Raw genomic sequence first — 12,963 nt, 5'->3', positions numbered from 1 at the left:
CCGAACTTGGCCGACAGCACCGTCGTGATCGCCGCCGTCAGGGTCGTCTTGCCATGGTCCACGTGGCCGATCGTGCCGACGTTGACGTGCGGCTTGGTCCGCTCGAATTTGCCTTTTGCCATTGAGAATCTCCGATAAAGAGCTAGGCCCGTGTGATGGTTTTACGTCTGCACCCTGCTGCTGGTTCTTCCGCCACGGGCAACGGAAGGCGCGGGGTCGCAGACAAATACGGACTACCAGAACGCAAAGGCCGCAAAGGTTTCGCAAAAACCGCAAAAGGAATCCAGTTGAAGGATGTTCTTTCGCGTTCTTTGCGTGACCTTTGCGCCCTTTGCGTTCGGTTGTTCTGCCTTCTTACTTCGTCCGGGCGGCGATGATGCCTTCGGCGACGTTCTTCGGAGCTTCGGCGTAGTGCTTGAACTCCATCGTGTACGTCGCGCGGCCCTGCGACATGGAGCGCAGCGTCGTCGAGTAGCCGAACATTTCGGACAGCGGGACTTCGGCCTTGATGGTCTTGCCGCCGCCGGGCATGTCGTCCATGCCCTGCACCATGCCGCGACGGGACGACAGGTCGCCCATCACGTTGCCGGCGTATTCCTCGGGCGTCTCGACTTCCACGGCCATCATCGGCTCGAGGATGACGGGGCTGGCCTTCTTCGCGCCTTCCTTGAAGCCGAAGATGGCGGCCATCTTGAACGCGTTCTCGTTCGAGTCCACCTCGTGGTAGGAACCGAAGGTCAGCGAGACCTTCACGTCCACCACCGGGTAGCCGGCCAGCACGCCGGAGTTCAGCGCTTCTTCCACGCCCTTCTGCACCGCCGGGATGTACTCGCGCGGCACCACGCCGCCCTTGATCATGTCCACGAACTCGAAGCCCTTGCCGGTCTCGTTCGGCTCCACCGTGAAGACGACGTGGCCGTACTGGCCCTTGCCGCCCGACTGGCGCACGAACTTGCCTTCCTGGTCCGTCACCTTGCGGCGGATCGTCTCGCGGTAGGCCACCTGCGGCTTGCCGACGTTGGCTTCCACGCCGAATTCGCGCTTCATGCGGTCGACGATGATTTCCAGGTGCAGCTCGCCCATGCCGCCGATGATGGTCTGGCCGGATTCCTCGTCCGTGTTCACGCGGAACGACGGGTCTTCGGCGGCCAGGCGCTGCAGCGCGACGCCCATCTTTTCCTGGTCGGCCTTGGTCTTGGGTTCCACGGCCTGGCGGATCACCGGCTCGGGGAAGACCATGCGTTCCAGGGTCAGGATCGAGCCCGGATCGCACAGGGTTTCGCCCGTGGTCACGTCCTTCAGGCCCACGCAGGCGGCGATGTCGCCGGCGCGGATCTCGTCGACTTCCAGGCGGTTGTTGGCGTGCATCTGCACGATCCGGCCGATGCGCTCCTTCTTGCCGCGCACCGGGTTGTAGACGGTGTCGCCCTTGGACAGCACGCCGGAGTACACCCGCACGAACGTCAGCTGGCCCACGAACGGGTCCGTCATCAGCTTGAACGCCAACGCCGAGAACTTCTCGCTGTCGTCGGCCTTGCGGTGGGTTTCCTTCTCGTCCTCGTCCATGCCCTTGACCGGGGGGATGTCCACCGGGGAGGGCAGGTAGTCGATCACGGCGTCGAGCATGCGCTGCACGCCCTTGTTCTTGAACGCGGTGCCGCACAGCATCGGCTGGATCTCGGTGGCGATGGTGCGCGTGCGCAGGCCGAGCTTGATCTCGGCTTCCGTCAGGTCGCCTTCCTCGAGGTACTTGTTCATCAGTTCCTCGTTGGCTTCGGCGGCGGCCTCGACCATCTTCTCGCGCCACTCCTTGGCGCTTTCCACCAGTTCGGCCGGGATCTCTTCGTAGTTGAACTTCATGCCCTGGGAGGCTTCGTCCCAGATGATCGCCTTCATCTTCAGCAGGTCGACCACGCCGGTGAAGTTCTCCTCGGCACCGATCGGGATCACGATCGGCACCGGGTTGGCCTTCAGGCGCAGGCGCATCTGGTCGTAGACCTTGAAGAAGTTGGCGCCGGTGCGGTCCATCTTGTTGACGAACGCGAGGCGGGGCACCTTGTACTTGTTGGCCTGGCGCCAGACGGTTTCCGACTGGGGCTGCACGCCGCCCACGGCGCAATAGACCATGCAGGCGCCGTCCAGCACACGCATGGAGCGCTCCACCTCGATGGTGAAGTCCACGTGGCCGGGGGTGTCGATGATGTTGAAGCGGTGCTCCGGGTAGGACAGGTCCATGCCCTTCCAGAAGCAGGTGGTGGCCGCGGAGGTGATCGTGATGCCACGCTCCTGCTCCTGCTCCATCCAGTCCATGGTGGCGGCGCCGTCGTGCACTTCACCGATCTTGTGGTTGACACCGGTGTAGAACAGGATGCGCTCGGTGGTGGTCGTCTTGCCGGCGTCGATGTGCGCGGAGATACCGATGTTGCGGTACCGCTCGATAGGCGTTTTGCGGGCCATGATGAATTCTTTCCGTTAAGCGTTGAGCGTTGAGCGTTTGAAGGGGCGAAAGGGCGTCGAGCTGATCGCTCAACGCCCAACGCCGAACGCTCAACCTTCTGTTTCTTAGAAGCGGAAGTGGCTGAAGGCCTTGTTGGCCTCGGCCATGCGGTGCACTTCGTCACGCTTCTTCATGGCGCCGCCACGGCCTTCCGTGGCTTCCATGAGCTCGTTGGCCAGGCGCATGGCCATCGACTTCTCGCCGCGCTTCTTGGCGGCTTCCTTGATCCAGCGCATCGACAGGGCGAGGCGGCGCACCGGACGGACTTCGACGGGAACCTGGTAGTTCGCGCCGCCGACGCGGCGGGACTTCACTTCGACCATGGGCTTCACGTTGTTGATGGCCATGGTGAAGGCTTCGACCGGGTCACGGCCCGGGTTCTTCTTCTCGATCTGCTCGAGGGCACCGTAGACGATGCGCTCGGCGACCGCCTTCTTGCCGCCTTGCATGATCACGTTCATGAACTTGGCGAGTTCGACATTGCCGTACTTGGGATCCGGCAGGATTTCACGCTTAGGGACTTCGCGACGACGTGGCATTTCTAACCTCTCTCTTTGCTTCAGTTGGCCTGGTCTTCCGACCGGCCGCGGGAGCCATCAGGACATCCCACTTACTCGACCCGGCATCGGGTCACTACGCTGGTTCAGCCTGCCAGGGCCGAACGAGCACCGACAAACTACGACTGGGGCTGATCAGGCCTTCTTCGGGCGCTTGGCGCCGTACTTGGAGCGGGACTGCTTGCGATCCTTGACGCCTTGCAGGTCCAGCGAACCGCGCACGATGTGGTAACGCACACCGGGCAGGTCCTTCACGCGGCCGCCGCGCACGAGCACGACCGAGTGCTCCTGCAGGTTGTGGCCTTCGCCGCCGATGTACGAGATGACCTCGAAACCGTTGGTCAGGCGCACCTTGGCGACCTTGCGCAGGGCCGAGTTCGGCTTCTTGGGCGTCGTGGTGTACACGCGGGTGCACACGCCACGGCGCTGGGGGCTGTTCTGCATCGCGGGGGACTTCGATTTGACTTTCTCGACTTCCCGGCCCTGACGCACGAGCTGGTTGATGGTTGGCATTGAAAAACGTCCCTAAACGTTCGTGAAACGACAAAAAGCTTCCCCGCCCCAAATTGCGGGAAAGCCCGCGAGTATATCCCGGCTGGTGAAAACCCGCAATCCGATGGGCGGGGCTGACTGGCGGTTCCCGCAGGCTGGCGGTGGAGCGAAGCGAAACCCCAGCGCTTCGCGCACCGCTGGGGTTCGGGAGCTTCGCTCCTCACCGCCAGCCTACGGGCCCGGGGACGGCTGGCGCGACGTCACTTGATCCACAGCCGCACCGCGTCCCAGGCCCGGCCGAAGATGCCGGCCTGCTCGACGCCTTCCAGCGCCACCAGCGGCACCTCGCGCAGCAGCTGGTCGCCGGCCAGGATCTTCAGGGTGCCCACGTGCTGGCCCTTCTGGATCGGGGCGACCAGCGGATCCGGCCGCGCCACCTGGGTCTTGATCTTCGAGCTGCTGCCGGCCGGCATCGCCAGCACGATCGGCTGCGTCTGGCCCAGCTTGACGGCGTTGTCCGAACCCTTCCAGACCTGCGGCTCGAGCACGGTCGCATTGGCATCGAACAGCTTCAGGCCCTCGAATGCGGTGAAGCCCCAGTTCAGCAGCTTCTGCGCCTCGTTGGCGCGCGCGACCTCGCTGCTGGCGCCCAGCACCACGGCCAGCAGCCGGCGGCCCTGCAGGTTGGGGAAGTCGCGCTTCGCCGTGGCGATGAGGCAGTAGCCGGCGGCGTCGGTGTGACCCGTCTTCAGGCCGTCCACCGTGGGGTCGCGGAACAGCAGCATGTTCCGGTTGGTGTCGTTGGCGGTGGGCGTGCCCTGGTAGCGGTACTTCCGGATCGCGTGGTACGGCAGGTCCTCGGGGTAGTCCTGCATCAGCCGGGTCGCGAGGATGGCCAGATCGCGCGCCGTCGTCATGTGGCCGGGCGCGCTGAGCCCCTCGGGGTTGCGGAAGCTCGTGTGCTTCATGCCCAGCGCCTTGGCCTGCGCGTTCATGAGTTCCACGAAGTGTTCCACCGTGCCGCCCACGGCCTCGGCCAGCGCCACCGTGGCATCGTTGCCGGACTGCACGATCATGCCCTTGATCAGGTCCTCGACGGGCACCTGCATCTTCGGGTCGACGTACATGCGCGAGCCCGGCATCTTCCAGGCCCGTTCGCTGATCGGGACCGTCTGCTTCAGGTCCACCTTCTTCGCCCGGATCGCCTGGTACACGAGGTACGCGGTCATGAGCTTGGTGAGCGAGGCCGGCTCCACGGGCGTGTCGATGCCGCGCTGCGCCAGGACTTGGTCGGCGCTCAGGTCCATCAGCAGGTAGCTGCGGGCGGCGACCTCGGGCGGCTGCGGCACCTGGGCGGCCGCGACGAGCGAGAAAAGGAGCAGCCAGGGCGCGACCAGCGCCCGCATCCAGCGAAACTTCATTCGAGTGCGCGCAGGTGGCGGGCCACCAGGTTCTTCAACAGCGGCAATTGTCCGTGAAAGAAATGCTCGACCCCGGGAACGACCGTAACGGGCAGTGACTGCGGCCGTGCCCAATCGAGGACGGACGACAGCACCACCGTGTCGTCGACCTCACCGTGGACCACGAGCGCGCGTTCGTGCGACTCCGGCGGCAACGCCGGCACCGGGAAACGCGATGCGGCCGTGCCCACCAGCACCACCGCGCGCACGTCGCGCGACGACCAGAGCGCCTGCACCGCCTGCGCGGCGACATAGGCGCCGAAGGAAAACCCCGCCAGCGCGAGCGCCCCGTCGCCGGCGAGCTCGCGCACGACGGTGAGCAGGTCCTGCGCTTCGCCGCGCCCTTCGTCATAGGTGCCCTGGCTGGCGCCGACGCCGCGGAAGTTGAAGCGCAGCGCCGTCCAGCCGCATTGCACGAACGCGCGCGCGAGCGTCTGCACCACCTTGTTGTCCATCGTGCCGCCGAACAGCGGATGCGGATGCGCGATCACCGCGACGCCGCGCGAGCCGCTTTCCGGCGCATTGCGCAGCAGCTGGATGCGCCCCGCGGGGCCGGCGAGTTCCAGCCTCTCCGTCTGCGCGATCATCAGCGCCCCAGGTGCGGCGGCGTCAGCAGGCGCTCGACCACTTTGCCGTTCTGCAGGTGCGATTCGACGATCTCGTCGATGTCGCTCGCGTCGACGTAGGTGTACCAGGTGCCTTCGGGATAGACCACGGCGATGGGGCCGCCCTGGCAGCGGTCCATGCAGCCGGCCTTGTTGACGCGCACCTTGCCGGGCCCGTTCAGCCCGCGGGCCTTGACCTGCGACTTGCAGCGCTCGAAGGCGGCCTGGGCGTCGTGGTCGGCGCAGCAGGCCTCGCCGTTCTCGCGCTTGTTCAGGCAGAAGAAGATGTGGTGTTCGAAATACGGAGGCTGGGCGGGCGCGGTCATGCCGGAATTCTAGGAGGCGGCTCGGGACGCGAGACCCGCAGCAGCACATAGACCAGCACGGCATAAGGCCACAGCCAGCCGAGCCACTGCGCCAGCCCGTTGAAGCGGATGAAGCGTCCCTGCTCCCAGGCCTGCAGGGTGTCGGTGAAATACGCGCTGGCCGGAGCCTGGTTCAGCACGCTGAGGTGGATCACCAGCACCAGCAGCAGCACCGCGGCGCAGCCGCGGCGCGGCACGGCCAGCATCAGGGCGGACAGGGCGAGGCCGAACACCAGCCCCAGCCGCACGGGCAGGCTCAGCCAGGCCCAGGCGTGCGTCGGACCCCAGCTCAGGGCCGCCGAGAGCGCCGTCACCAGCGTGCCGAGGGCGATCGTGACCAGGGCGAACACGGCCCGGCGGCCGATGGACCGCAGGATGGTGTACCCGAGCAGGCAGGGCACGAACGCACCGAGCGCCACGCACAGCAGTTCTGCGGCGGGCACCAGCGGCTGCAATTCGACTTCGCGCACCGGCAGCCATTCGAGGAAGGGCGTGTCCAGCAGCCAGTCGGCCGCCGAGGTCTCCAGGCGTTCGAACACCTGCCCCAGGCCCAGCGGCACGGCGGCCGGGAACAGCAGCGCGAACGGCCACAACGCCAGTAGCACCAGGGCGCCGCGCGCGTGCGGGATGAACCAGCGCTCGCGAAAGCGGTTCCAGTGCGCCAGCACGCCGGCGAGTTCGAGCCCCGCGGCCAGCACGGCACCCAGCAGGGTGCCGCCGGCATTGAGCCCGAAATCGACGTTGGACGCCACGCGCGACGGCAGGAAATTCTGCAGCGCCTCCATGCACAGCGACAGCAGCGTGCCGGCGGCCAGCGCCACCGCGATGGCGGCGAGGTTGGGATGCGCGGCGAAGAAGCGCACGTTGCCCCGGCGCAGGAAGCTCAGGGCCAGCAGGAAACCCAGGGGCACATAGCCGACCACGTTGGCGGCCACGTCGAAGCCGGTCCAGTAGCGCGGCCAGCCCGCGAACAGGAAGTCCCACGGCGGGATCTCCTGGTTGCGCCAGCCGGTGAAGGGATACAGGCTGGCGTACACCACCAGCACCACGTAGGCCCCCGCCAGCGGCCAGGCCGAGGTCTTGTGCATCAAGCCTCCGACGAGCCGCCTCTGGGAGGCTTGCGCCCCCTGGGGGGGCAGCGACTGCACGAAGTGAGGAGCGTGGGGGCTCGCATCCGATCAGAACGGCTTGAGGACCACGAGCAGGACGGCCGCGAGCAGGAACAGCACGGGCATCTCGTTGAACCAGCGGAACCAGACATGGCTGCGCTGGTTGGTACCGGCCTCGAACTTGCGCAGGAGCACCGAGCAGGCATGGTGGTAGCCCACGATCAGGATCACGACGAGCAACTTGGCGTGCATCCAGCCCTGGCCACGTCCCACCCCGATGCCCAGCCACAGGTACAGGCCCAGCGCCAGCGCCGGCACCGCGATGACCGTCATGAACTTCAGCAGCTTGCGCGACATCAGCAGCAGCCGCGCGCGCTCCGCCGGCGAGTCCGCCGGGACCATGGCGAGGTTGACGAAGATGCGCGGCAGGTAGAACAGGCCGGCGAACCAGCTGGCCACGAAGAAGATGTGGAAGGCCTTGATCCAGAGCATGGGGCGGAGTGTACGAAGGGCCCATGCTGGCGGGGTCGCGTACCGCCGGGGTCACCCCGGCTGGCCCTGCCCGAGGCAAAAAAAAGCCCCGGCTTTCGGCCGGGGTGGGAAGCCTTTTTGCTGTCACACATCAAGGCGCCCGCTCAGGGAGGAAAAGCGGGGAGCGGCAAGCCGCCCGGACGTAATTTAGCAGCGCACAGTTCGGCTTTCAAGCAGAAAGGCTTAAGTTCTCTGACGCTGGGCGGTGCCTTGCCGGCGCAAGGCGCCGGCGCCGTCCGCGGCCCGAAAAACCTGTCCTCGCCCCGGCTTGGGGCACAATTTTCCTTATGACTTCCTTCTTCGCCCCCTACCCCCATGGCCGGCCCCGGCGGCTGCGGCGTGACGAGTTCACACGCAATCTGGTACGCGAACACGCCGTCACGGCGAACGATTTCATCTATCCGGTGTTCGTGCTGGACGGCCAGAAGCAGCGCCAGGCGGTGGCCTCCATGCCGGGCGTGGAGCGGGTCAGCATCGACCTGCTGCTGCCGGTGGCGGAGCAGTGCATGCAGCTCGGGGTGCCGTGCCTGGCCCTGTTCCCGGTGATCGACCAGTCGCTCAAGACGCCGGACGGGCGCGAGGCCTTCAACCCGGAGGGCCTGGTGCCGCGGACGGTGCAGCGCCTGAAGAAGGAGTTCCCCGAGCTCGGTGTGATGACCGACGTCGCGCTCGACCCCTTCACCAGCCACGGCCAGGACGGCCTGCTGGATGAAACCGGCTACATCATGAACGACGAGACCGTCGAAGTGCTGGTGAAGCAGGCGCTCGCGCAGGCGCAGGCCGGCGTGGACGTCGTCGCCCCCTCCGACATGATGGACGGGCGCATCGGCGCCATCCGCCAGGCGCTGGAGGGCGACCGCCACATCCACACGCGGATCATGGCGTACAGCGCCAAGTACGCGAGCGCCTTCTACGGCCCGTTCCGCGATGCCGTCGGCTCCTCCGGCAACCTGGGCAAGAGCAACAAGAAGGTCTACCAGATGGACCCGGGCAACACCGACGAGGCCTTGCGCGAGGTCGCGATGGACCTCGCCGAGGGTGCCGACATGGTGATGGTGAAACCGGGAATGCCTTACCTGGACATCGTGCGGCGCGTGAAGGACGAATTCAAGGTCCCGACCTTCGCCTACCAGGTCTCCGGCGAGTACGCGATGCTCAAGGCCGCGGCCGCCAACGGCTGGCTGGACCACGACTTGGTGATGCTGGAAAGCCTGCTTGCCTTCAAGCGGGCCGGCGCTGACGGGATCCTGACCTACTTCGCGCTCGACGCCGCACGCAAGCTGCGCCCCTGAGTCTGTGAGAGGATGCGCGGCGTGCACATCGTCGAATTCGGTGCCGGCACGCTGCGCTTCCTGGACCAACTCCCCGCACGCGCGCCGCACGATGGCTTCGTCTGGATCTACCTCGAGCGCGAACATCTCGAGGAGGACCTGCCCGTGCTGCAGCGCGCGGCGCAGACCCTCGGCGGCTCGCCGCTGCTGGACCTGCACGTCAAGGACCTCGGCAACCGCGGCCACCCTTCGAGCTACGACTACACCTCGGTCTACGACCTGGTGATCTTCCGCCGGCTGGCCACCGAAAGCGAGGTGCGCGCGGAGCTCGGCGAAGCGGTGGTGGCCCGGCACGCGCCGCTGTCGGCGTTCAGCCGCATCCGCACCCGCGCGCTCGGCTTCGTCGCCTTCGACCGGCTCCTGATCACCGTGCACCCGGCCGGCTGCTTCGCCGCCCGCGCCTTCATCGAGCGCTACCTGCAGGACGCCCTGAACAGCGAGGGGCTGAGCGCCTCGGCGCGCAGCCGCCTGCCGTCCGGCGCCGCGGACCTGATGCTGCGCATGCTGAACCTGGTGGTGGACAGCTACCTGGAACTGCGCAAGGTCCTCAGCACCGAGCTCGATCGCTGGCAGCAGGCGCTGCTGGCGCCGAACTCGGGCGAAGCCGACTGGGGCGCGCTCATGACGGCGCGCAACGCGCTGCACACCCTGCAGGACCTGTGCGAGGAGCAGAACGACGCGATGCAGGAATGGCTGGACAGCCAGCGCGAGCAGCCGCCGCCGTGGATGACGCAGTCGGAGCGCGACGGCCTGCTTGCGCGCGCCCGCGACGTGGTGGAACACGTCGAACGCGTGGTGCATCACGTCAACCGGATGGAGCAGAGCGCCGAAACCGCGGTGCAGATCCACTTCTCCGCCGTCGGCAACCGCACCAACGACATCATGCGCACGCTGACCGCGCTCACCGCCATCTTCCTGCCGCTGAACCTGATCGCCGGCATCTTCGGCATGAACTTCGAGCTGCTGCCCCTGACCCACCAGGCCGCCGGCTTCTGGTGGACGCTGGCCACCATGGGGATGATCGCGCTGGTGCTGGGCATCGTGTTCTGGCGCAAGCGCTACCTGGCGCGGACCGGGCATTGATGGCGCACGGGCACCACCGTTCCAGCTACCGGCAGCCGCGCACCGTCGCGGACCTCACGCGCGAGAACGTGCAGGCGATGCGCAAGCTGGAACAGCTGGCGGTCACCAAGCGCAGCGCCGCCGACCGCATCGCCGAATTCGTGGCGCGCTTCTGCGGCAGCATCACCTTCGTCTGGATCCATGCGCTGGTGTTCGGCTTCTGGATCGGGTGGAACGTGCTGCCCCGGCTGCCGCACTTCGATCCCTACCCCTTCACCTTCCTCACGCTGGTCGTGTCGCTGGAGGCGATCTTCCTGTCGTCCTTCATCCTGATCAGCCAGAACTACGAGATGCGCGTGACGGAGCGGCGCAGCCAGCTCGACCTGCAGATCAACCTGCTGGCGGAGCAGGAGAACACCAAGATCCTGCAGATCCTCGACCGCATGTCGCGCAAGATGGGGCTGACCGAGGAAGACGATCCCGAGATCGCGGTGCTGGAACAGGCCACCCGGCCGGAGACCCTGGCGCGCCAGATCGAGGACGCCTTGCGCGAGCACTCCGGGCAGCCGCCGCTGCACCGCGACAAGAACGGGGCGAGCCCGTGATCCTGGTCGGCTGCGCCGGCTGGAGCCTGCCGCGCGAGCTGCAGGAGGCGTTCGGGCCGGGCGACAGCCACCTGGCGCGCTATGCGACGCGCTTCCCGGTGGCGGAGATCAATTCCTCGTTCCACCGGCCGCACAAGCCCTTCGTGTACGAACGCTGGGCCGCGGCGGTGCCGACGGGCTTCCGCTTCAGCGCCAAGCTGCCCAAGGCGATCACGCACGAGCGGCGGCTGGTCGACTGCGAGCCCCTGCTGGACGCTTTCCTCGCCGAGTGCGCGCACCTGGGCGACAGGCTCGCCTGCCTGCTGGTGCAGCTGCCGCCCAGCCTGGCGTTCGACGCCGGCACGGCGGCGCCCTTCCTCACGCTCCTGCGCGCGCGCTTCGGCGGTGCGCTGGCGCTGGAACCCAGGCACGCGACGTGGTTCGAGGACGCACCCGATGCACTGCTGCGCGAGCTGCGGATCGCGCGCGTGCTCGCCGACCCGGTGCGGCACCCGCCGGGCGCGCGGCCGGGCGGATGGCCGGGCCGCATCTACCTGCGGCTGCACGGCTCGCCGCGCATGTACTACTCCGCCTATGCGCCCGAGGTGCTGGCGGCGTTGGCCGCGCGCCTGCGCCTCGCCCAGGCGGAAGGCGCCGAGGTCTGGTGCATCTTCGACAACACCGCCTCGGGCGCCGCCGCCGGCGACGCGCTGGCGCTGCTGCGATTCCTAGAAGAACGGCGCTGAGAGGCCTTCCGTGGCGAACACCCGCTGCACGGCGGGGCGCTCGCTCACGCGCTGCAGGTAGGGACCCAGGTGCGTGCGCTCGCGCGCCTTGCCGGTGGGGAAGTTGCGCGTCCAGCGGCACAGCGTGAAGGCGTAGGCGTCCAGCGCGCAGTAGTCGGCGCCGAGCAGCCACGGGCCGCCATGGCGGGCCACCAGCGCATCGAGCTGGTCCAGCAGCGGGGCGACGCGCTCCTGCGCGCTCGCCCTCACTTGCGCCGCGCCTTCGGCGTTGCCCTCCTGCACCCAGCGCTCGGGATAGAAGTAGACCATCAGCGTCGCCTGCAGCGTGTTGGTCATCCAGACCAGCCACTGCTGGTAGTGCGAACGCTCCAGCGTGCCCGGCGCTGGAGCGAGCCGCGCCTGCGGATGGCGGTCGCACAGGTGCAGCACGATCGCCGCCGTCTCGTACAGCACGAAGTCGCCATCCTCGAGCACCGGCAGCGTGCCGTTCGGATTGAGCTTCAGGTACGCGGGGCGCTTGTGTTCGTCGCGGGCGCGATCGACGAACACGCGTTCGTACGGGACGCCGAGCTCCTCCAGCAGGATGTGCGGGATCATCGCCGCCGTGGAGGGGTAGTAATGCAGCTTCAAGGTCATGGTCTGGTCAGGCCGAACAGGGAGGCGCCATTCTCCCAGGCGATGCGGCGTTGCACTTCGGCCGGCAGCTCACCGAGCCAGGATCGGTAGCCCTTCATCGTGTCGTCGTACTGCAGCCAGCGCTGGTTGACCCAGGTGTCGGAACCGAGCAGGAAACGCGTGGGGTATTTCAGGAGCAGCTGCCGCCATTCGGGGCACAGCTTGCCGCCTTCGCAGGTGAGGCCGGGCCGGTACGACAGCTCTCCCATCAGGCGCGGGTACTTCGCCAGCAGTTTGTCGACGCGGCCGACCGGCGCGCCTCCGATGCCGGTGTGGGCCCAGATCAGGCGCACCTTCGCGCCGCGCGAAGGGGTGTTCGCCATCAGCAGGTCGATCGCGGCATCGTCGACATGCGCGAGCACCGCGAGCTCCCGCTCCTCGGCCAGCGCCATCAGCTTGCGCGCGACCGGCCCATTCGCGTTGGCGGATTCGTACAGGTGGAACTCGCCGAGACCGCGGTAGGGGCCGGCAGCCGTGCCGCGCGCCAGCTCCGCCAGCACCATGTCGTAGATGGATTCGTCCCGGAACCAGTTGCTGTAATCCGCCCGCGTGCGGTACAGGCGCACGAAGGGCACGACGGCCACGCCGGCCTGGCGCGTCTGCGGCGCCTGCGCCAGCGACTTCGTGCCTTCGTTGGGCCGCGAGTTGGCGACGATCGCGCGCACGCCGTTGCGCTGCATGCGGGCGAGCACGTCGGGCAGCGGGTGCGGGCCCTCGCTGCCGTTGAAGGCCTCCTCGTTGTAGTGCAGGTGCGCGTCGAAGATCGGGCCGGCGTAGTCGGCGGCGGCGGCACCCGTGAAGGCGAGTGCCAGCGCCAGGGCGAGGAAGCCCTGGATCCCGGCGGTCTCAACCGGTCAATGCAACATGATTCATGTTGTGAAAGGCCGGAATGACATCGAGAAAAGATCGAGGGCTGGAGCCCGAGCAGAACGCCGAGATGTGGCGTCGC

At 67.4% G+C, this 12,963-nt stretch carries 15 protein-coding genes; 4 read left to right on the top strand and 11 right to left on the bottom strand.

Annotation, left to right across the window (positions count from 1 at the left end):
- From JI746_RS27385 to JI746_RS27345, 9 genes are all read right to left on the bottom strand, one after another.
- On the bottom strand, nucleotides 1-122 hold a 122-nt coding region (locus JI746_RS27385; RefSeq protein WP_236599975.1), incomplete at its 3' end, for a GTP-binding protein.
- Between the two features lie 232 nt (nucleotides 123-354).
- Nucleotides 355-2,457 carry an elongation factor G gene (fusA, locus tag JI746_RS27380; protein ID WP_201693491.1) on the bottom strand — a complete coding sequence of 701 codons (2,103 nt, stop codon included), beginning with the start codon at nucleotides 2,455-2,457 and terminating at the stop codon, nucleotides 355-357.
- A 105-nt stretch (nucleotides 2,458-2,562) separates the two neighbouring features.
- Entirely contained in the window at nucleotides 2,563-3,036 is a 474-nt protein-coding gene (rpsG, locus tag JI746_RS27375; protein WP_201693490.1) for a 30S ribosomal protein S7, read from the bottom strand.
- Nucleotides 3,037-3,189: 153 nt separating this feature from the next.
- Entirely contained in the window at nucleotides 3,190-3,567 is a 378-nt protein-coding gene (gene rpsL, locus JI746_RS27370) for a 30S ribosomal protein S12 (RefSeq protein ID WP_193675732.1), read from the bottom strand.
- 239 nt (nucleotides 3,568-3,806) lie between these two features.
- Nucleotides 3,807-4,967 carry a D-alanyl-D-alanine carboxypeptidase family protein gene (locus JI746_RS27365; RefSeq protein ID WP_408004134.1) on the bottom strand — a complete coding sequence of 387 codons (1,161 nt, stop codon included), beginning with the start codon at nucleotides 4,965-4,967 and terminating at the stop codon, nucleotides 3,807-3,809.
- Complete coding sequence (locus JI746_RS27360; RefSeq protein WP_201693489.1) at nucleotides 4,964-5,593, bottom strand: alpha/beta hydrolase; 630 nt, start codon at nucleotides 5,591-5,593, stop codon at nucleotides 4,964-4,966. The genes JI746_RS27365 and JI746_RS27360 overlap by 4 nt, the downstream gene beginning before the upstream one ends.
- Nucleotides 5,593-5,937, bottom strand: a complete 345-nt coding sequence (locus JI746_RS27355) for a (2Fe-2S) ferredoxin domain-containing protein (protein WP_201693488.1) — start codon at nucleotides 5,935-5,937, stop codon at nucleotides 5,593-5,595. The genes JI746_RS27360 and JI746_RS27355 overlap by 1 nt, the downstream gene beginning before the upstream one ends.
- Nucleotides 5,934-7,064, bottom strand: coding sequence for a VanZ family protein (locus tag JI746_RS27350; protein ID WP_201693487.1), 1,131 nt, complete (start codon nucleotides 7,062-7,064; stop codon nucleotides 5,934-5,936). The genes JI746_RS27355 and JI746_RS27350 overlap by 4 nt, the downstream gene beginning before the upstream one ends.
- Before the next feature lie 90 nt (nucleotides 7,065-7,154).
- Complete coding sequence (locus JI746_RS27345; protein ID WP_201693486.1) at nucleotides 7,155-7,577, bottom strand: CopD family protein; 423 nt, start codon at nucleotides 7,575-7,577, stop codon at nucleotides 7,155-7,157.
- Between the two features lie 326 nt (nucleotides 7,578-7,903).
- Between JI746_RS27345 and hemB the strand changes: the two genes are divergently transcribed.
- The 4 genes from hemB to JI746_RS27325 are packed head-to-tail and all read left to right on the top strand — an operon-like array spanning nucleotide 7,904 to nucleotide 11,339.
- On the top strand, nucleotides 7,904-8,908 hold the full coding sequence (hemB, locus tag JI746_RS27340) for a porphobilinogen synthase (RefSeq protein ID WP_201693485.1): 1,005 nt from the start codon (nucleotides 7,904-7,906) through the stop codon (nucleotides 8,906-8,908).
- A gap of 12 nt (nucleotides 8,909-8,920) precedes the next feature.
- Complete coding sequence (locus JI746_RS27335; RefSeq protein ID WP_201693484.1) at nucleotides 8,921-10,030, top strand: magnesium transporter CorA family protein; 1,110 nt, start codon at nucleotides 8,921-8,923, stop codon at nucleotides 10,028-10,030.
- On the top strand, nucleotides 10,030-10,614 hold the full coding sequence (locus JI746_RS27330) for a DUF1003 domain-containing protein (protein WP_201693483.1): 585 nt from the start codon (nucleotides 10,030-10,032) through the stop codon (nucleotides 10,612-10,614). The genes JI746_RS27335 and JI746_RS27330 overlap by 1 nt, the downstream gene beginning before the upstream one ends.
- On the top strand, nucleotides 10,611-11,339 hold the full coding sequence (locus JI746_RS27325) for a DUF72 domain-containing protein (RefSeq protein ID WP_201693482.1): 729 nt from the start codon (nucleotides 10,611-10,613) through the stop codon (nucleotides 11,337-11,339). The genes JI746_RS27330 and JI746_RS27325 overlap by 4 nt, the downstream gene beginning before the upstream one ends.
- Here JI746_RS27325 and JI746_RS27320 read toward each other — a convergent pair.
- Nucleotides 11,322-11,975 (bottom strand): glutathione S-transferase family protein, encoded by a 654-nt coding sequence (locus JI746_RS27320; protein ID WP_201693481.1) that lies wholly within the window; start codon nucleotides 11,973-11,975, stop codon nucleotides 11,322-11,324. The two genes, JI746_RS27325 and JI746_RS27320, sit on opposite strands and share 18 nt — an antisense overlap.
- Complete coding sequence (locus JI746_RS27315; RefSeq protein WP_408004135.1) at nucleotides 11,972-12,850, bottom strand: amidohydrolase family protein; 879 nt, start codon at nucleotides 12,848-12,850, stop codon at nucleotides 11,972-11,974. Before JI746_RS27315 ends, JI746_RS27320 begins: the two co-directional genes overlap by 4 nt.
- Between the last annotated feature and the right edge of the window lie 113 nt (nucleotides 12,851-12,963).

The sequence above is a fragment of the Ramlibacter alkalitolerans genome (assembly GCF_016722765.1).
Lineage (GTDB): Bacteria > Pseudomonadota > Gammaproteobacteria > Burkholderiales > Burkholderiaceae_C > Ramlibacter > Ramlibacter alkalitolerans.
The sequence above is the reverse complement of the archived record's forward strand: the minus strand, read 5'-3'. Positions and strand labels throughout refer to the sequence as shown.

Coding starts and splice junctions, on each gene's coding strand:
- JI746_RS27350 (WP_201693487.1), bottom strand. CDS start 7,064: ATGCACAAGACCTCGGCCTGGCCGCTGGCGGGGGCCTACGTGGTGCTG.
- JI746_RS27345 (WP_201693486.1), bottom strand. CDS start 7,577: ATGCTCTGGATCAAGGCCTTCCACATCTTCTTCGTGGCCAGCTGGTTC.
- JI746_RS27330 (WP_201693483.1), top strand. CDS start 10,030: ATGGCGCACGGGCACCACCGTTCCAGCTACCGGCAGCCGCGCACCGTC.
- rpsG (WP_201693490.1), bottom strand. CDS start 3,036: ATGCCACGTCGTCGCGAAGTCCCTAAGCGTGAAATCCTGCCGGATCCC.
- rpsL (WP_193675732.1), bottom strand. CDS start 3,567: ATGCCAACCATCAACCAGCTCGTGCGTCAGGGCCGGGAAGTCGAGAAA.
- fusA (WP_201693491.1), bottom strand. CDS start 2,457: ATGGCCCGCAAAACGCCTATCGAGCGGTACCGCAACATCGGTATCTCC.
- JI746_RS27365 (WP_408004134.1), bottom strand. CDS start 4,967: ATGAAGTTTCGCTGGATGCGGGCGCTGGTCGCGCCCTGGCTGCTCCTT.
- hemB (WP_201693485.1), top strand. CDS start 7,904: ATGACTTCCTTCTTCGCCCCCTACCCCCATGGCCGGCCCCGGCGGCTG.
- JI746_RS27360 (WP_201693489.1), bottom strand. CDS start 5,593: ATGATCGCGCAGACGGAGAGGCTGGAACTCGCCGGCCCCGCGGGGCGC.
- JI746_RS27320 (WP_201693481.1), bottom strand. CDS start 11,975: ATGACCTTGAAGCTGCATTACTACCCCTCCACGGCGGCGATGATCCCG.
- JI746_RS27335 (WP_201693484.1), top strand. CDS start 8,921: ATGCGCGGCGTGCACATCGTCGAATTCGGTGCCGGCACGCTGCGCTTC.
- JI746_RS27355 (WP_201693488.1), bottom strand. CDS start 5,937: ATGACCGCGCCCGCCCAGCCTCCGTATTTCGAACACCACATCTTCTTC.